The sequence below is a fragment of the Vibrio sp. 99-70-13A1 genome, from assembly GCF_013114625.1.
Classification (GTDB): domain Bacteria; phylum Pseudomonadota; class Gammaproteobacteria; order Enterobacterales; family Vibrionaceae; genus Vibrio.
On the sequence record NZ_VTXD01000001.1, the window covers coordinates 378,343 to 396,299 of the forward strand.

Annotated in this window: 17 protein-coding genes; all 17 read right to left on the reverse strand. The window is 43.0% G+C overall.

Annotation, left to right across the window (positions count from 1 at the left end):
• Positions 1 to 13: 13 nt before the first annotated feature.
• A complete protein-coding gene (gene flhF / locus F0226_RS01675) occupies positions 14 to 1,492 on the reverse strand; it encodes a flagellar biosynthesis protein FlhF (RefSeq protein WP_171733991.1) in 1,479 nt (492 codons plus the stop codon).
• A gap of 27 nt (positions 1,493 to 1,519) precedes the next feature.
• Positions 1,520 to 3,619, reverse strand: a complete 2,100-nt coding sequence (flhA, locus tag F0226_RS01680) for a flagellar biosynthesis protein FlhA (RefSeq protein ID WP_171733992.1) — start codon at positions 3,617 to 3,619, stop codon at positions 1,520 to 1,522.
• A 224-nt stretch (positions 3,620 to 3,843) separates the two neighbouring features.
• Positions 3,844 to 4,974, reverse strand: a complete 1,131-nt coding sequence (gene flhB, locus F0226_RS01685) for a flagellar biosynthesis protein FlhB (RefSeq protein ID WP_171733993.1) — start codon at positions 4,972 to 4,974, stop codon at positions 3,844 to 3,846.
• 9 nt (positions 4,975 to 4,983) lie between these two features.
• On the reverse strand, positions 4,984 to 5,766 hold the full coding sequence (gene fliR, locus F0226_RS01690; protein WP_171733994.1) for a flagellar biosynthetic protein FliR: 783 nt from the start codon (positions 5,764 to 5,766) through the stop codon (positions 4,984 to 4,986).
• Positions 5,767 to 5,769: 3 nt separating this feature from the next.
• Positions 5,770 to 6,039: a flagellar biosynthesis protein FliQ gene (gene fliQ, locus F0226_RS01695; protein WP_171733995.1), complete on the reverse strand. Its 270-nt coding sequence runs from the start codon at positions 6,037 to 6,039 to the stop codon at positions 5,770 to 5,772.
• Between the two features lie 11 nt (positions 6,040 to 6,050).
• Positions 6,051 to 6,935: a flagellar type III secretion system pore protein FliP gene (fliP, locus tag F0226_RS01700; protein WP_171733996.1), complete on the reverse strand. Its 885-nt coding sequence runs from the start codon at positions 6,933 to 6,935 to the stop codon at positions 6,051 to 6,053.
• A complete protein-coding gene (gene fliO / locus F0226_RS01705; protein ID WP_253820720.1) occupies positions 6,922 to 7,314 on the reverse strand; it encodes a flagellar biosynthetic protein FliO in 393 nt (130 codons plus the stop codon). The genes fliP and fliO overlap by 14 nt, the downstream gene beginning before the upstream one ends.
• Before the next feature lie 26 nt (positions 7,315 to 7,340).
• On the reverse strand, positions 7,341 to 7,751 hold the full coding sequence (fliN, locus tag F0226_RS01710; RefSeq protein ID WP_171733998.1) for a flagellar motor switch protein FliN: 411 nt from the start codon (positions 7,749 to 7,751) through the stop codon (positions 7,341 to 7,343).
• Positions 7,752 to 7,775: 24 nt separating this feature from the next.
• Complete coding sequence (gene fliM, locus F0226_RS01715; protein ID WP_171733999.1) at positions 7,776 to 8,822, reverse strand: flagellar motor switch protein FliM; 1,047 nt, start codon at positions 8,820 to 8,822, stop codon at positions 7,776 to 7,778.
• Between the two features lie 7 nt (positions 8,823 to 8,829).
• Positions 8,830 to 9,324 (reverse strand): flagellar basal body-associated protein FliL, encoded by a 495-nt coding sequence (gene fliL, locus F0226_RS01720; protein ID WP_171734000.1) that lies wholly within the window; start codon positions 9,322 to 9,324, stop codon positions 8,830 to 8,832.
• Between the two features lie 62 nt (positions 9,325 to 9,386).
• Positions 9,387 to 11,798 carry a flagellar hook-length control protein FliK gene (locus tag F0226_RS01725; protein WP_171734001.1) on the reverse strand — a complete coding sequence of 804 codons (2,412 nt, stop codon included), beginning with the start codon at positions 11,796 to 11,798 and terminating at the stop codon, positions 9,387 to 9,389.
• A 187-nt stretch (positions 11,799 to 11,985) separates the two neighbouring features.
• The gene (fliJ, locus tag F0226_RS01730) at positions 11,986 to 12,429 is read right to left on the reverse strand and encodes a flagellar export protein FliJ (protein ID WP_171734002.1); all 444 of its coding nucleotides are present in this window, start codon (positions 12,427 to 12,429) and stop codon (positions 11,986 to 11,988) included.
• Positions 12,430 to 12,435: 6 nt separating this feature from the next.
• The gene (fliI, locus tag F0226_RS01735; RefSeq protein WP_171734003.1) at positions 12,436 to 13,755 is read right to left on the reverse strand and encodes a flagellar protein export ATPase FliI; all 1,320 of its coding nucleotides are present in this window, start codon (positions 13,753 to 13,755) and stop codon (positions 12,436 to 12,438) included.
• Positions 13,755 to 14,555, reverse strand: coding sequence for a flagellar assembly protein FliH (gene fliH, locus F0226_RS01740; protein ID WP_171734004.1), 801 nt, complete (start codon positions 14,553 to 14,555; stop codon positions 13,755 to 13,757). Before fliH ends, fliI begins: the two co-directional genes overlap by 1 nt.
• 181 nt (positions 14,556 to 14,736) lie before the next feature.
• Positions 14,737 to 15,795 carry a flagellar motor switch protein FliG gene (fliG, locus tag F0226_RS01745; RefSeq protein WP_137372300.1) on the reverse strand — a complete coding sequence of 353 codons (1,059 nt, stop codon included), beginning with the start codon at positions 15,793 to 15,795 and terminating at the stop codon, positions 14,737 to 14,739.
• Positions 15,788 to 17,530 (reverse strand): flagellar basal-body MS-ring/collar protein FliF, encoded by a 1,743-nt coding sequence (gene fliF / locus F0226_RS01750; protein ID WP_171734005.1) that lies wholly within the window; start codon positions 17,528 to 17,530, stop codon positions 15,788 to 15,790. The genes fliG and fliF overlap by 8 nt, the downstream gene beginning before the upstream one ends.
• 15 nt (positions 17,531 to 17,545) lie before the next feature.
• On the reverse strand, positions 17,546 to 17,857 hold the full coding sequence (gene fliE / locus F0226_RS01755) for a flagellar hook-basal body complex protein FliE (RefSeq protein WP_171734006.1): 312 nt from the start codon (positions 17,855 to 17,857) through the stop codon (positions 17,546 to 17,548).
• Positions 17,858 to 17,957 lie beyond the last annotated feature (100 nt).

Here is a 17,957-nt window from a genome sequence, read left to right on the forward strand (position 1 = left end):
ATTTGTCCGCCGCCTAGAGTCCTTCGGAATCACTGTTCCAGTAATGAGGTTCATTCTCTGTTGATTTTTCAAGCAAGTCATTAGCCTTAGCAATCATATACTTAGGCTGTGCTATCACAATATCTTCAGGAACTCGTTGGCCATTTGCTATGTAAGCAACTGGTAATGCATTTTGAATTACTACACTGATGAATTCACCCAAACTCAATGATTCATCAAGCTTAGTCATAATGCATCCCGAAAGAGGAATGCGTCTAAAATGTTCAATTGTCTCTTGCAATACTTTCCGTTGGGCTGTGGCAGGAAGAACTAGGTAACTATGAATCACAGACCCACTCTCTTGCATAAGCGTATCTAACTGTTCCGATAAACGAACATCACGCTGCCCCATACCTGCTGTATCGACTAAAATCAGTCGTCTATTACGTAGCTGATATATTACATCGGCTAACTCACTGGAATCTTTAGCAACTCTTACAGGACAACCCATAATTCTGCCATAAATAGATAATTGTTCATGAGCACCGATACGGTAAGTATCTGTTGTAACCAACGCGACGTTGTCTGAGCCGTACTCCATTGCTGCACGTGCGGCTAACTTTGCAACCGTCGTCGTTTTGCCTACCCCAGTAGGTCCAAGCAAGGCAACAATACCACCTCGCTTCAGAATATCTTTTTGAGTAACCGTTATTTGATCGGCTACTAGTGAAAGCAAAGCCTTCCACGCTCGAGCTGGCTTAGTATCTTCAGGAATATAACAAGCCATTTGGTCTGCAAGCTCAGAAGAGACTCCCATGCGCTCCAAACGTTTAATAAGCATTGCTCTTAAAGGCTCACGGCGCTCGACTTCTTGCCACATTAGCCCAGAAACTTGATGCTCTAATAAACGACGAATAGACGTCATTTCTTCTCGCATCGTTTCCATTTCGGTATCAGAGCTTTTTTGCGGGCTTGATTCACGCCCACGATCGTAACGAGTTGGATCAAGTCGTGGAGCGGGTCGCTCGACACGACGATCTTCAGAAATTAGCTTTGCTAACCCCGACTCATGACCAAAAGCACCATCTACATTGTGAGAACTTTTAGCCTGTCGATTTAAAAGAGCTGAAAGTGAATCTTCATTCTCCGCTTTATGCTCTTGTGTTCCATCGGCCCCATTGCTGTATTGCTTTAGCATATTAGCAAATCGTTTTGTCATCGAACGACCCGCTTCTGAGTTCGCATTTAAGCTCACTCGGTCATCTTCTAATGAACGACGTGCAGCAGTAGCTGCGGGGGATGACATTTGTGTGTATTGAGTTTGCTGCTTTTGAGGCTGAGTTAAACGTGGGTTCGAGGAGGCATTACCCGCTTCGCCATCAATAGCCGCTACTATTTCAACCCCACCAGCGACTTTTTTGTTTGACATGATCACAGCTTCCGAGCCAAGTTCTTCTTTCACTTGGAGGAGCGCCGTTCTCATATCTTTGGCAAAAAACCGTTTAATTTTCAATTCAATAATCCGTATTGTTTAGAGGATCTAATTACCGACAGCTTGCACTATTCGTATTTGTTTTTCGTCTGGTATTTCTTGATAAGAAAGCACCCTTAAACTAGGTATCGTGTTCTTAACAAATTTGGCGAGTGTAGAGCGTAATACCCCAGAAGTAAGCAGCACTGCTGGTTCGCCTTTCAATTCTTGTTCTTGAGTTGCTTGGCTAAGTGATGTTTGCAACCTTTCAGCAAGCCCCGGCTCTATTCCAGCCGATTCACCACCCGACGCCTGCATAGTCTGATGCAAGATTTGTTCCAACTCGGGAATTAGAGTAATTACTGGCAACTCTGGCTCTATGCCATTGATTTCTTGAACAATTAATCGTTTTAAAGCTATTCTAACAGCGGCGGTTAGTATGTCAGGTTCTTGACTCTTACTTGAATACTCCGACAAAGTCTGAACAATTGTTCTTACATCTCTTATAGGTATAGCTTCATTTAGCAAGTTTTGTAGGACCTTAACCACAACTCCTAACTGCAATTGGTCAGGAACAAAGCCTTCTACCAGCTTAGGTGTCGAGCGACTCAACATTTCGAGTAAGTTCTGAACTTCTTCATGTCCAATCAACTGAGAAGCATTATTCGTAAGTAGCTGACTTAGATGTGTAGCCAAAACTGTTGATGAATCTACAACCGTATAGCCAAGAGCTTGAGCATGCTCTCTCTGCTCTTCACGAATCCAAACTGCTTCCAGACCGAAAGCTGGGTCAATCGTCGGCTCACCATCAATCATGCCGTAGACCTGCCCTGGGTTAATCGCGAGTTCTTGATCGGGTCTTATCTCTGCTTCACCTACCGCAACACCCATTAAAGTAATTCGGTAGCTGTTTGGCGTTAATTCGAGGTTATCTCGTATATGTACGGCTGGGATTAGGAAACCAAAATCTTGCGACAGTTTTTTGCGAACCCCTTTGACTCGCTCCAACAACTCACCACCTTGGTCTCTATCAACAAGTGGAATCAGCCTATAACCAACCTCAAGTCCTATGATATCGACAGGTTGAACGTCGTCCCAAGAGAGCTCTTTCTGGGATGCAGCTTCACCACCGCCTTCAATAGTCGCAGGTAAATTAGGTTCTTTTTCTGCTTTTTTCTGCTTTCTGTCGATCATGTAAGCACAACCACCCGCGATAACAGCCAGGCTCAAAAAGGAGAAGTGCGGCATTCCAGGAACAATACCCATCACACCTAAAATAGCAGCGGTGATCATTAAGGCTTTAGGGTTATCAAACAGTTGGAAAACTAACTGCTGTCCCATATCTTCATCAGTATTCTGACGAGTTACCATCATCGCCGCAGCGATAGAAAGAAGTAGTGATGGAATTTGAGCAACAAGACCGTCACCAATGGTCAGCAAGGTGTAGATTTCGATTGCTTCTCTAAAACCTAAATCAAACTGAACCATACCAATACTCAATCCACCAATGATATTGATGAATAGAATTAAGATACCGGCAATGGCATCACCTTTTACAAATTTTGACGCACCATCCATTGAACCGTAGAAATCAGCTTCTTTAGTTACTTCAAAACGACGGGTTCGTGCTTGTTCTTGGTCGATAAGCCCTGCATTCAAATCGGCATCGATCGCCATTTGCTTACCAGGTAACGCATCTAACGTAAAACGAGCACTTACTTCTGAGATACGACCAGCACCTTTGGTTACAACCATGAAGTTAATGATCATTAAGATTAAAAACACCACTAAACCAACGGCATAGTTACCACCAATCACAACGTTACCGAATGCTTCGATAACGTTACCCGCAGCATCGCCACCTTCATGACCGTGAAGTAATACCACACGTGTAGAAGCAACGTTTAGTGCTAGCCTTAACAAGGTTGCAATTAAAAGTACGGTAGGGAAAGCTGCAAAGTCTAATGGTCTACGGGTATAAACCGTCACTAAAAGCACAACCATTGAAAGCGCAATATTGAAAGTAAAGAACATATCCAACAAGAAAGGAGGGATAGGTAACACAACCATCGCGAGTGTTGAAAGCACCATAACAGGCGCGCCAATTGAGGGCATCGCTCGGTTAGAGAGGTTAGGAAGCTTATTCGCAAATGGTAAAGAAAACTTCATATATTATAGCTACGTCTCGGTTAATTCGGTTCAGAGCACATTTGAGAGTCTTGCTCATACGGTGAGGCAGAAAAAGGAGTGCTTATAGGTATAGCAATCTCTATACCACTGTTTTCGTCAATTTATCGGCGCCGAGTTTATATTAAAAAACGATTCTAATGAATTAAGTATTTCATTCCTATCCAATATAGCTAGTAATTACAAAGAAATTAGTGACAAAGTGATTAGTGACGTAAATCAGGAGGTATAGGCAAATTGGTATCTTGCAGCTTAGGTCGTTGACCACCTTTTTTTCTGTATTGTTTTAGCTGGAAAACATAGGCCAGTATTTGTGCCACAGCGGTGAACAATCCATCTGGGATTTCTTGCTCCAATTCTGTTGTATGATACAGCGCTCGGGCCAAAGGAGGTGCTGGAACAATATATATATCATGCTCTCTGGCAACTTCTCTTATCTTCATCGCCATATGGTCAACACCTTTAGCAACGACAACGGGTGCTCGGTCTTTATCTTGCTTATAACGAAGTGCAACCGAAAAGTGCTCTGGGTTGGTCACAATTACATCGGCTTCAGGTACATCTGCCATCATTCGCCTTTGAGCCGCTTCACGCTGTAGCATACGAATACGCCCTTTTACTTCAGGCTTACCTTCCGTATCTTTGAATTCATCTTTCACTTCTTGTTTTGTCATTTTCAATTGATCAGCGTGCTGCCAAATTTGAAATGGAATATCGATAGCAACCACGATCAATAAAGAACAACTAATCAATAAGACAAAGTTGAGTAAAATATCCAAAGCATGGAAAATATTCTGCGGATAAACATCCAAACTCAATTGCATGAGATCGGCTTGAGATGCTTGGATAAGATAAATTGCAACGCCCGACACAAGCGCGACTTTTAGTATAGATTTTAAAAGCTCAACCCAACTTTGCAGACCAAACATACGCTTGATACCACTCAATGGGTTCAATTTGGAGGCTTTAGGCATTGCAGCTTGCATTGAAAAGTTGATACCGCCAACCCCTGCAGCGCCAATTGTGGCTGCAACGAATAAAGTGACCAAAATTAAAAATAACGGAAACAGCAAGTTCACCATCGCCCCACCCGCAATTTCTAGCAATTTTGTGACATCAAAAATCTCTTCTCGACTCAGCGAGAACAAACGCCCCATCATTTCCAATAGCGCTTTTGCCATGGATTCGCCAAACCACATCAATGCAATGGCACCAACGATAAGTACAGAAGCCGACGCTAATTCTTTTGACCTTGCAACCTGCCCTTTCTCTTTGGCCTGTTGCAAGCGTTTGGGCGTGGCGTCTTCTGTGCGTTCTTGACCGTCTGACTCTGCCAATTCAGCCTCCTAACAATTCAACCGGATTAAGCGACAAATTTGTTGCTCGCCCTGCATCCAGAATAGCTCATAGTGACTATACAAGCCGCCTAAAATATACCAACACAGTAATAAGCCCACTAACAATGCAAATGAGAAACCTAACGCGAAGATATTAAGCTGAGGCGCCGCACGAGTCATTACACCAAACGATAAGTTAATGGTTAGTAGAGCGATAATACCGGAAAGTGACATGGCCAAAGCAGTTTTGAACATGATTCCAAGCCAACCTGCCAACTCACGGAAATCAACCGCGGTCAAAGAGCCACTGCCAATAGGTAGGGTTGTGAAGCTGAAAATCACCAGTTGCAACATTTTTAAATGACCGTCGGTAGCCAAGAAAAACATCGTCGCGAGGAACATGAATAATTGACCTAAAACCGGCGTATTTTGACCGTTTGCAGGATCAACCATAGAAGCAAAACCCAAACTTGATTGCATACCCAAAATTTGACCAAGCATAACAAAAGTTTGAATCATGAATTGGGTAACAAACCCCATAGCCACGCCAATCACTACTTGCTCAAAGAGCGTTAAAAAGCCTTTAAACGAAAGTAATTCAATATCTTGCGGGACAGCAGGAATCGCGGGCATCACAGCGAAGGTTATAGCTAAGCCTAAATAAAGTCGGATTCTAGGTGATACAAAACGAGCTCCTGTTACCGTCATAACCATCAGCATTGCGGAGATACGGGTGTAAGGCCAAAAATAGTTTGCTAGCCAATCGAGAACAACCGCGGTTGGGTATTCCATTGGTTAGTACAAGACCTGAGGTAAGCGCTCAATAAGTTCAAAGAAAAACTCCATCATCATCTGAGTCATCCAGTGGGCAAACATCATGAGCGCAAGCAAAGTGACGATCAAACGAGGTAAAAAGCTTAAAGTTTGTTCATTAATTGAGGTTGCGGCCTGGAAAACAGCAACAATCAAACCAATCAATAAGCTTGGAATGATGATCGCACACACCATGACAAGAACCATCCATAGCGCATCTTGAAAGAGGTCGACAAATATCTCTGGATTCATAGGTACTCCAGCTACAAGGCGAAGCTACCGGCGAGTGTGGAGAGTATGAGGTTCCAACCATCCACCAGCACGAATAACATTAATTTAAATGGCAATGATACAATCATTGGGGAAAGCATCATCATACCCATAGCCATCAATACAGAAGCCACCACTAAGTCGATAATCAAAAATGGCAAGAACAGCATAAAGCCTATTTGGAAGGCTGTTTTAAGCTCGGAAGTAATGAATGCCGGTATTAATACCGCCATTGAAACATCTTCAGGGTTCGTTACTTCAGCACCAGAGATTTGCACAAAAGTTTCTAAGTCTTTAATTCGGGTTTGCTTCAACATGAAAGCTTTAATGGGCTCTTGAGCCACGTCAAATGCTTGCCTTGCTGAGATCTGTTCATTCAAATAAGGCTGAACGGCTTGCTCGTTCACTTGGTTAATCACAGGTGACATAATGAAAAAGGTTAAAAAGATGGCGATACCAATGATGACTTGGTTAGAAGGCGTTTGTTGTAAGCCCATTGCCTGACGCAAAATCGACATCACAACAACAATACGAGTGAAAGATGTCATCAAAATAACCATGGCAGGCAAGAAGCCGAGCATCGTCATTAACGCCAGTATTTGCAGGTTTATTGAGTAATCTTCGCCACCTTGAGCATTCGTCGTCATTGTGAATGCCGGTATCCCCGCACCATTACCACTGATACTGGACGTAGATAAAGTTTGAGAATTCGCTTGAGTCTGATTCAGTGCATTTACTGTTATCGAACTTGCTCCAGCAGCATTCGCTGGGATTGGGGTCTCTAATTCAGCCTGAGCGAAAGCAGATGTCGAAAATAAAATCGACATCAACAATACAAATTGCAGAATCAGTGCGTTGGCACAGTTACTTTTTAGCATCTTTCTTTAATAGCTGGGAAAGCTGACTTGAAAAGGCGCTTTTTTCCAGCATCTCCTGTGTGAGAGGTTTATCCAGCTTAGAAATCAATTGAATTGAATGAGTGGTAATACCGACTAGAAATTGCTCTTCACCTGCCTGAACAATCGCAATACGCTCTTTAGTTCCAACAGCAATTTGTCTAACAATAGACAAACCTTGCTGATTCGTCATTGTCGGTACTTGCATGCGTTTAAGTAACCAAGCAAGAAACAATATGAAGACAATAACGAAAACTAGCGACCCAAATGTGGTCGCTAAGTCTAAAGAGTCAGCACTGGCAGCAAAAGTGGCTGGAGAAATCAACGCCATCAAGCTGCCAATAAGTACACGAAGATTCATGTACTTAAAACGAGGCTGAACACTCATTAACGAAGTTTCTTAATTCGTTCAGTCTGGCTAATTACATCCGTAAGACGGATACCAAACTTATCATTGACGACAACGACTTCGCCATGAGCAATCAAAGTGCCATTAACCATCACATCCAATGACTCACCTGCAATTCGGTCTAACTCAACAACTGAACCTTGGTTCAATTGAAGAAGGTTACGAATACTGATTTGAGAACGCCCCACCTCCATCGATATGGTCACTGGAATATCCATGATGGTATCCAGTTTACGACGTTCATCTTCAGAAATTGGGGTCGAAGAATCTGTTAGTTCATCAAGCGGCGCTGCTAGTACATCATCCACATCAATTGAAGGTGCGGATGGGTCTTCACCAAGTGCGGCTGCCCATTCGTCTGCTAGCTTTTGGTCTTCACTAGGTTCCATTACAAATTCCTATTTAATCTTACTTTATTCTTCAGTTTCTTCATCGCTATCAAGGTCAGACATAATATCTTTGCCTAGGAATGCGAGATCTGTTTTTACTACATGCGGTCTTTGAATTTTTTCAGAAACTTGAACCGCTAATTTTTCGCCTGAACGCCCCATTTTCACTCGGTAAGTCGGTAGTTCTTCGACAAACATGGTGGCATGCTCAGGCATATCGATTGGAATAACATCCCCAGGGATCAACTCCATTAAGTCTCTTAAGGAAATATCACGCTCGAGTAAATTGACTCGGAAATTCACGGGGACATCCATGATTTCATCGCGAAGTGCACTACTCCAACGCACATCAGTTTCCATTTTGTCCGACTGAACACCAGCATCCAAAAGTTCACGAATAGGCTCAACCATGGAGTAAGGCATCACAACGTGAAAATCGCCTCCACCACCGTCTACTTCGATATGGAATGAGCTAACGACAATCACTTCCGTAGGGCTAACAATGTTCGCCATGCTTGGGTTAACTTCTGAATCTAAGTATTCGAACTCAACCCCCATCACTGGAGACCATGCTTCTTTGTAATCTTCAAATACGATTTTCAGTAAGAGTTGGATGATACGCCTTTCTGTCGGCGTAAATTCGCGTCCTTCGATCTTGGCGTGGAATCGCCCATCACCACCAAAGAAGTTCTCAACCAGAATGAAAACTAAGCGAGCCTCCATGGTGATCAATGCCGTCCCTTTTAGAGGTCTAAAACGCACCATATTTAAACTAGTTGGTACATACAATGTATTTTGATATTCACCAAACTTCATCATTTGTACGCCGTTGATCGACACCTCGGCTGTTTTACGCAACATATTAAATAAGCTGATTCGCATATGTCGTGCAAAACGTTCATTAATAAGTTCAAGCGTAGGCATTCGACCACGAACAATGCGGTCTTGAGAAGAGAAGTCGAAGTTAACGGCATTTTCGTCTTCGGGCTCTAATATATCATCAACTTCATCAACGTCATCGACACCATGTAAGAGGGCATCAATTTCGTCTTGGCTTAATAAATCGGTCACGAGTTACCTATTGAATAACAAAATCAGTGAATAACACTTTTTCTATAACAGGCTTGCCTACCGCTTGGGTTAAGCTTGCTTTAATATCTTCCGTTGCTTTATCACGCAGCTCTATACGACCTGTTGGCGAACGAAGTTGGTCAACCGTGGCAGAGGCAAATGTAGCAAGCAACGTGCTTTCAACTAGTGGAGAGTGGTATTTAGCCATTTCTTCATTTTCGCTACCGCGCACCATAAGCTGAGCTTTGATCTGAACTAAGCGATCTTTAGAATCTCCAGATACATTAAATAAAAATGGCTGAGGTATATTTACGTAAGCGACGGGTTCTGTTGCGGCAACGACAACTTCTTCTGTTGCACTTTGTTCGCTCGAAGAATCATCAGAGCCCATTAAGAAAAACGCTGCGCCACCGCCACCAACAAGTAGTACGACAACCGCAATTATGATAATGAGTAGTTTACTCTTCCCTTTTGGTGCATCTGCTTGTTGTTCATCTGCCATGATATTCTCTAAAGTAGTAATCGTTGATCTGTATGCGCTTCTTAATAAAGACATTTGTTAGTTTAAGCATAATAGCTAATTCCATCACGCTTTGATGCGACATTCAATTCAAGATTGACATCAGACTCAAGGTTTTCTCCACCTTGACCATCATTTGTGCGGTTACCGCCTGATTGTTGATCGTTTCCACCGCTGTTATATCGGTCTTGACCTTGCCCTGAACTTTGTTGCTGTACTGATGACTCAGCCAACTGTAAGCCTTGCTGGGCAAGCATTTCTCTTAAACGAGGTAATGTTTGCTCGATGATGTCTCTGGCTTGCTGGTTCGCAACCGTGAAATGAACATTTGCAATATCATTGTTCATCGTCATTCGGATTTGCATACGACCCAATTCAGGTGGGTCAAGTCGAATATCTAAGTTCTTCAAATTCTTCGACATCATCATTTGAACCTTTTCAGCAACCTGTTCATTAGCGAGTTCTTTCGTTAGCTGAAGTGGCGCTTGTTGAGCAGCTTGAATTTCGGCTCTTGTAGGTGCTGTACTTGGCATACCTTGCTGGCCAGAAGCCGCTGCAATTTGCTGCGCTAGCGTTCCTTCTTTACCATCATCTTTCTGAGTGGTTTTTGATAAACCAGCCAGTGCGGCACCACTAATGCCCGCTTTTAAAACTGCCTCTGAAGGTGATGCTTTGGCGGCGCTTAATGCCGCATCAGGAACTGAACTGAACTGAGTTGTTTGAGCAAATGCTGCTGTATTATCCAAGCCTGTAGACGCAACTGATGCTGAAGACGCAGCCATCGCTTTATCCGCAGCTGAGGCATTTTGTGCCAACGCTTGCTGTACAGAAGCTGCGACACCAGTTTGAGCCGTTTTGGTCGCTAGCGTATTTTCTGTCACCGTTTTACCTTCAGCAGTTACTTTCACATCAGACGTCGCACTTCCCCAGGCAATAGTATTTATATGTTCACTTTCAGCTGCGACCTGAGAGTCATCACCTTTTTGGTTCGTCATTACTTGGTTATATGATTCTTGGCTAATAATTCCTTTCTGAAAAGCTTCCGTATAGAGTTGCTTTGCTTGCGCTGTTACAGTGACAAGTTGCGCATCCAACGCTTGAAGGTCTTGTGTTGCTTTCTCTAACAATACTTGCTCTTCAGCTACTAATTCGGTTCCACTCGCTTGTTTAACTTGTAACTCATTAACCACAGCTTCTGCCATGCTAATTTGGGCATTCAGTTGATTAATAGCCTGAGTATGCTGATCAACTTCTATAACTAACTGTGCATCACTTTCAGATAATTCAGGTGTTTTTCCTGACTGCATCATATTTGCGGTCAGTGCTGCTGAGCTGCTTAAATTTGAAGCTTGGTTAAGTTCCGCATTCACTTTTTCGTTCTGTAGGCTGGCTTCAAGCTGTTGTATCGTCACGCCCTGATTAAGTAATTGCTGTACCTGTTGATCACTTAATGAAGAGACAGGCGCTCCTTGTGTCAGCTTCATGAGTGATTTTTCACTTGCTTCTACTGCTAATTGCTCTTCAGATTTAACGATTAACTGGTCTGAATTTGTTAGGGGAACCGTACTAAGGGGGATTCCTGCTTTTCCAGCTGTAACCCCTGCGTCGGCAGCAGATGAAGGCGAGCCAATCACTTGAGACTCAGTCAACCCTTGTGTATTTAACTGACCTGACTGAACAGTAGATGTTGATACTGCACCTTCAGTTGAACTGATTGGAGGCAAAGCTTTGCCGTTAGTTTGCGGCTGAAGTGTCTTATTGGCTTCATCGAGCTGACCAAGTAATTTATTACCTTCGTTCATCGCGGCAGAGGCTTTAACCGCAGTCTCCGCTTCGATTTTTTCGCCTTGTCCTTGAGTCGTATCTTTATTTAAAGAAACGTCTGAACCTTGAGTTAGCTTAGTATCTGATGTGGTTTTAGATTCGGATACCACTTTAGACTCTTTCCCAACAAGGATTTCGTCTACTTCGCCCTCACTTGCTTCAGCAGCCTTAAGCGCTTTACCATCAGAGACAACCTGCTGTTTAGATGAATCTAATGCTGCTTGAGATTTAGCGTCGCCCTTACCCAGTTCAGGTTCATCATTATTTTTAGCCTGTTTAAGCAATGCTTCTTCAGACTCATCAGAGTTAAGCTGTTGTTCGACTTTACTTTTGCTACTTTCAACACCTTTAGTTTCACTTGATGTTTCTTCGGCTTGTTTTCCTTTAGAAGCATCTGAGACCACTTTTTCAGAGCTATCGCCTGAACCTTCAGACGCTTTACTGTCTGATTGGTTCTTCCCAGGTTCTACATTTGATTTAGAGCTGGTTTCCTTCGATGAAAATGCCTCTTTGAGTGTTTCAAAGAAACCTTTTGAACTGCCACTTTCTTCTGTTTTTACATCAGCAGTATTCGACTCTAATAATGAAGAGGTTTTATGACTCGTCGAACTTGAAGGAAGGCTTATATTCATATTTCTGGCTCTATCTATTCGCGTCACTGCTAACGATTAAGTAAAGCAATGAAAAGAAAGTCGGACGCATTTAAAGTAAGAGGTAAAATGCGTGTATCAACGATAGTTAAAGCAAGAAATACGCCAGAAGTGAAGTTAGATAAATGTGTAGGGAGGAAGTTGGACAGAATGTCATAAAAATAAAATTCTAAAAATTGTTACGGCGACGGCTGTAAAGCAATGTTGAAAACTCATCCATCTGCTTCTGTTCACGTTGGTCTTGCTGTTTCGCTTTTTCTTTCTGTTTTTTTTCAAGCAACCACTCATAAGATTTACGCTGCTTACGTAATTCCATCCAATAATCTTGGCAGTTATCAACTTGGTTTTTAAAGTGACCTTCAGCCTGTCTTTGTTTAGATAAGGTTTCATCCAATTGCGTTAGAAAGCGATTCAAATGACCATATTGACTTGCTGTTAGCCCTGACTTACCACGATCAACGAGTTGCTGGCAATAATCGAGACGGTATTGCTCGATTTGAGAAACTTGTTTGTAATAATCTTGAAGCTCTGAGTTCGCTTGATTTAAAGCAAGCACGGCTTGATTCTCTTTATCTTTCGCTTGTTCTAATAAAAACTCTAAAGCATTATCCATTGTCTACTACCCTCCTAATACATGCTTTAACATATTGACGCACATATCATAAGGTACGGTTTCTTTCATTTTTTGCTGTAAGTAATCATCAAGACGTGGCTTCAATGTAAATGCACTATCTATCGCTTGATCGGTTCCAGGCTTATAAGCGCCGATAGAAACAAGATCTTGGTTTTTACGGCATATTGAGAGAACTTGCCTCACAGCTTTTGACATCATGACATGCTCTTCTGTCGTTATCTGAGGCATAACACGACTCACCGACTTCTCGACATCAATAGCAGGGTAATGACCTGCATCAGCCATTTCACGCGAAAGAACAATGTGACCATCCAAGATTGCTCGTGATGCATCGGCGATGGGATCTTGTAAATCATCACCTTCCGTTAACACCGTAAAGAAAGCCGTAATTGAGCCTTGCTCATCACTACCATTACCCGCCCTTTCAACCAGAGCCGGCAACTTTGCAAATACCGAAGGCGGATAACCTTTCGTTGCAGGTGGTTCCCCAACAGATAATGCAATCTCACGCTGCGCTTGTGCAAAACGAGTGAGTGAATCCATCAGCAGTAAAACATCTAACCCTTGGTCTCTAAAATATTCTGCAACTGTTAGGGCGGTTTGGCAGCCTTTCAATCGCATTAGAGGTGATGAGTCAGCAGGTGCTGCTACAACAACAGAACGCTTACGCCCATCTTCACCTAAAATTTCTTCAATAAATTCTTTTACTTCTCGGCCACGCTCACCAATCAGACCTACAACAACTACTTGTGCGGTAGTGCCTCGTGTCATCATGCCGAGGGTCACAGACTTACCAACACCTGAACCTGCGAACAAACCAATACGCTGTCCTTTACCAACCGTCAGTAGACCATTAATCGCTTTCAAGCCTACATCTAGAGGCTCTGAAATAGGCTTTCTAGACAAAGGATTGATAGGATCTGAATTAAACGACGCTCTTTGCTCAGTATAAATAGCACCTAAACCGTCTAGCGGGTTACCAACACCATCTATCACTCGTCCAAGTAGTTCCATACCAACAGGGATGCCACTTTCAGCCGTTACAGGTGTCACACGTGCTCCGGGCAAAATACCGGTAATTTGCTCACTCGGCATCAGGTAAAGGTTATCACCAGAGAAACCAACCACTTCCGCTTCCATTTCACCTGACATGGTTTCCACCAGACACAAACTACCGATAGGTGCTTTACACCCAGTAGCTTCTAGCGTTAAGCCAACAACTCTCACTAAACGACCAGATGCGATAGGACGTGATTTAAGACCTTGAACTTTGTATTGGCTTAAGCGTTCGGCTAATTCAAGCATTAATCATGACCTTGATGACGGTTAGATCCGCAGAAACTTTGGATAACGCTACGTACACGCTCTTCCATCCGGTAATTGACACTGGATTCTCCCGCTTCGATTTGTACATCTCCACGGTTTAATGCTGGCTCTGAAACCAAAGTCCAATTACGAGTATCAAGCTCACTTTCACCATAAGCCGAACGGATGATTTGTACATCTTCTGGGTTGAGTTTCAAGGTAATAGCGTGCCCAGAAACAGGCAATGACTCGACAGATTCTTTCACGGTATCAAGAATAATTTGAGGGTTAGTTTGCACTTCAATATGCACAACTTCTTTAACCAAAGTTAATACCATATCCACCAACTGCTTTTCTACTTGAGCATTCATCAGCTCTAGTGGCTGAGCAAACTGATTGGCTAGCCCCATAAAAATAGCAACTTGCTGTTGTATGTATTCTTGACCAGCGGTCACACCTTCAAGTTTTCCCACTTCATTACCTTCAGCGTGACCTGCAGTAAAACCTTCTTCTTTACCTTTTTCAAAACCTTGCTTAAAGCCAGCTTCTTGCCCTTGCTGCATACCTTCTTGATAAGCACCTTGCTTAATCAATTCAATCTGCTCTTCCGTTAATATCAGCTCTTCATCTTCAATAGCTTCATCAACAGTCGGCATCCAGCTTGGGTCATAGTTAAAAGCTGTCTCTTTTGCATTTTTATTGGCATCAGAGGTGTAGTCAGGTAGTCCCCACTTTTGAGGCTGTGCCACTGTGTTATCTTCATCTGGACGAAGGAAGCCGCGTTTTCGCTCACCTGACATATGAATACCTATATAGAAATGAAATGTGCTCAACTTATATCAAGCAATTGTGTGAAAAAATTGGTGTCGTTCAATACTCATTAAGTGAATTGGAATTACTTCATTCAATACAACAAGCATGATTGTTCTGTATCTTCATAAAAGAAAAGCCCCAACATGTGGGGCTTTGAGGTTTCTAAACTTATAGGAACTCGTCGGCACCACCAGACAGCATAATTTCCCCGCTGTCTGCCATTTTCCTCGCGATTCCAAGAATCTCTTTTTGCGCCGCCTCTACATCAGAGACTTTAACTGGAGGCATTGCTTCAATATCATCACGCATCATATCGGCTGCACGTTTAGACATGTTCTTAAAGATCTTCTCACGTAGTCCGTCATCTGCACCTTTAAGTGCTTTTTGAAGGACATCTTGAGGCACATCACGCAGCAATTTCTGAACACCTTGATCGTCCACTTCAATAAGGTTTTCAAAGACAAACATAAGGTCTTGAATTTGAGTCGCCATATCTTCGTCTTGATCGCGGATTTGATCCATCAACACGCCTTCAACGTTGTTGTCCATGTAGTTCATGATTTCAGCAGCTGCTTTCAGACCACCAATTTTCGCGGCTTGAGCACCAGCTTGACCAGCAAACTGTTTCTCCATGATTTCGTTCAGTTCGGCAAGAGCGGATGGCTGAACTTCTTCTAAGTTCGCAATACGCATCATCAAATCTAAACGAACACGTTCAGGGAATTGAGATAATATTTCAGCCGACTGATCGGACTCTAAGTAAGATAAAACAATGGTTTGGATCTGCGGGTGTTCATTAATGATAATGCTTGCCACCTGACGCGGGTCCATCCATTTCAATGAATCAAGACCTTTCGACCCTGTTCCAAGTAAGATCTGATCAACAAGGTTATTTGCTTTATCTTCACCTAATGCAGCCACCAATGCATTACGCATAAAGTCTTCGCTGCCCATACCAATATTTGTGTATTTTTGAATATCGTCTAGAAAAGCTCGGTGAACAGCACCCACTTTTTCTTGCGATAAGTCAGCAGCACGAGCCATCGCACTACCTACACGCTGAACTTGTTTCGGTTCAAGGTGACGAATAATGCCAGCTGCATCTTCTTCATTAAGACTCAGTAATAAAATCGCTGCGCGCTCATCACCCAATATTGAGGCGATATCAACACTTCCCGCTTCAACGACTTCACCGCCTTCCGCTTGTTCAACAATTTCGTTAGCCATCTGCCATCCAATTCTTAACTACTTGAGCTGCTAGCTCTGGTTCATTTGCTACAAGTGCTCTCACTGCTTTCAGAACATCTTCATCTTTATGCAAGTTTGGTAAATCGATGCTTGAGCCAAATTCAAATAGCTCACCGCCTTCAATATCACCGCCAATTAAGCTCGTTTCACCATCGGCACCAATAGGCATGCCATCAGGACCGTACATTTCATCGTCTTCATCGTCTGCTGGGTTAAGCAGTTTCTTCATAGCAGGACGAACCAGAACTAGAATCACAACGATGATGACTAAGGCACTTGCAAACCAGCGAACCCAGTCATTAAAGTTTGGATGCTCCCAAATTGGAACATCAGCAATAATTTCAGATTCCATTGGTGCAAATTGCACACTTAGTACATTAAGTAAGTCACCGCGCCCTTCGCTGAAACCAACCGTTCCAATTAATACCTGTTTAATGGCATTAATTTCGCTGTCACTTAGTGGTGTATGAACTACCGCACCAGTATCTGGGTTTATGGATTGACGATCTTTAATGGCAACCGAAACTGTTTGGCGGTTTACCGTACCACTTTGCTTACGTTCATGGCTAATTGTAGTATCCAGCTCGAAGTTTCGTGTAGCTTCTTTATGTACTGAACCTTGTCCCATTGCCGAACCATCTTTCATTTGCGCGACATCTTGCGGGATAGAAGCATCAGCCGGTGGCTGGTTACTTAACGCACCAGGTACACCACCCACAGTACTTCCATTATTGTAATCTTCTAATGTGTATTCACTTCGTGTTGCTGGGGTTGTTGGATCAAAACGTTTTCTCGTTTGCTCCACCGCACTGAAATCGAGTTCAATATCTACTTGGGCGGTATAGTTTCCAAAACCAAGAATAGGGATAAGCACGGAATCAATTTTCTCGCGCAGTGCCTGCTCCTGATTTCGTTCCAGCTCATGCTCTTTACGGCGAGCTGAAGAAACAGGATCTTGAGAACCTGAACTCAATAAACGCCCGTGCTGGTCAGTTACAGTAATGCGAGAGGTTTTCATACCAGGAACAGCACTTGCCACCATATCTACAACAGAATCAACTTCCTGTTGCTTTAGATTTGTGCCGGTTTTCAATGTTAAGAAAACAGATGCTGAAGCTTCTTGATTATGACGAACAAAAACACTTTGCTTAGGTAACGCTAACAGGACTTGAGCTTTACGAACTTGCTTCATTTGCTCAATGCCTTTAGCCAGTTGTCGTTCCCGACTGAGCTTTAAGCGTTCTTGTTCTAAACGTTGAGATACACCAAAGCCCATATCCTGCATAAGGATATCGTCTCCAGCGTTTTTTTCTTGGTTTAGACCGGCGCGAACCATGTCTAATTTAAGGCTGTTGTACTCACTCGCAGGAACAGACAACGTATTGCCATCAAGTGAGTATTCTATCTTTTGTTGATCGAGGTAATCTAATACAGGAATAAGCTCTTCTGTTTCATAGGCACCAAGAGGACGCATTTCTGGCTCTTTTACCCAGAAAAAAAGCATGACGATCAGCGCGACACAAATAGAAATGGAAAGCACTAAGACGACTTGACGCAGCAAATCGAGATCACCGACTGCCATATCGAATTTAGACGTGCTTCTTTCGCCTAGATCAGGATTTTGTCCTTCTCCATCGATGTCTGAACCGGCCACCAGACCATGCTCACCAGCATCATTTACCGCTAAATCTGTCGATTGATTATCATCTGCCACTATATACTACCCAACTTATACCGGCATATTCATGAGTTCTTTGTACGATTCCACCAATTTATTTCTAATTTGGATTGTCGCATCAAAAGCTACACCTGATTTATTTCTAGCAATCATCACGTCAGAGAGAGACACACTTGCGTCACCACTATCAAAACGTGTTTGAAGAGCTCCAGAGGTTTTCTGTAGAGAATTGACGTTATTGATAGCACTTGTCAGCATATTGCCGAAGTCTGAGCCTACGGCTTGCCCTGTTGCTGTAGGGCGCGTATTTGCTGCTTCGACCATCATGGCCTGCATTTCACCCTGTAAACCATCTATTCTCATCTTCTACCTCAAAGGTCAAAATTCTGACCATTTGCTTCTGTTGTATTATTGACGGAGCAATTTATGTGCCACTAATGATTGAACACACTATCGTACTACA

Bases quoted from the DNA above. Each gene is read 5' to 3' on its own strand.
- flhA (WP_171733992.1), bottom strand. From the start codon at position 3,619: ATGAAGTTTTCTTTACCATTTGCGAATAAGCTTCCTAACCTCTCTAAC.
- fliR (WP_171733994.1), bottom strand. From the start codon at position 5,766: ATGGAATACCCAACCGCGGTTGTTCTCGATTGGCTAGCAAACTATTTT.
- fliQ (WP_171733995.1), bottom strand. From the start codon at position 6,039: ATGAATCCAGAGATATTTGTCGACCTCTTTCAAGATGCGCTATGGATG.
- fliP (WP_171733996.1), bottom strand. From the start codon at position 6,935: ATGCTAAAAAGTAACTGTGCCAACGCACTGATTCTGCAATTTGTATTG.
- fliO (WP_253820720.1), bottom strand. From the start codon at position 7,314: ATGAATCTTCGTGTACTTATTGGCAGCTTGATGGCGTTGATTTCTCCA.
- fliN (WP_171733998.1), bottom strand. From the start codon at position 7,751: ATGGAACCTAGTGAAGACCAAAAGCTAGCAGACGAATGGGCAGCCGCA.
- fliL (WP_171734000.1), bottom strand. From the start codon at position 9,324: ATGGCAGATGAACAACAAGCAGATGCACCAAAAGGGAAGAGTAAACTA.
- F0226_RS01725 (WP_171734001.1), bottom strand. From the start codon at position 11,798: ATGAATATAAGCCTTCCTTCAAGTTCGACGAGTCATAAAACCTCTTCA.
- fliJ (WP_171734002.1), bottom strand. From the start codon at position 12,429: ATGGATAATGCTTTAGAGTTTTTATTAGAACAAGCGAAAGATAAAGAG.
- fliI (WP_171734003.1), bottom strand. From the start codon at position 13,755: ATGCTTGAATTAGCCGAACGCTTAAGCCAATACAAAGTTCAAGGTCTT.
- fliH (WP_171734004.1), bottom strand. From the start codon at position 14,555: ATGTCAGGTGAGCGAAAACGCGGCTTCCTTCGTCCAGATGAAGATAAC.
- fliG (WP_137372300.1), bottom strand. From the start codon at position 15,795: ATGGCTAACGAAATTGTTGAACAAGCGGAAGGCGGTGAAGTCGTTGAA.
- fliE (WP_171734006.1), bottom strand. From the start codon at position 17,857: ATGAGAATAGATGGTTTACAGGGTGAAATGCAGGCCATGATGGTCGAA.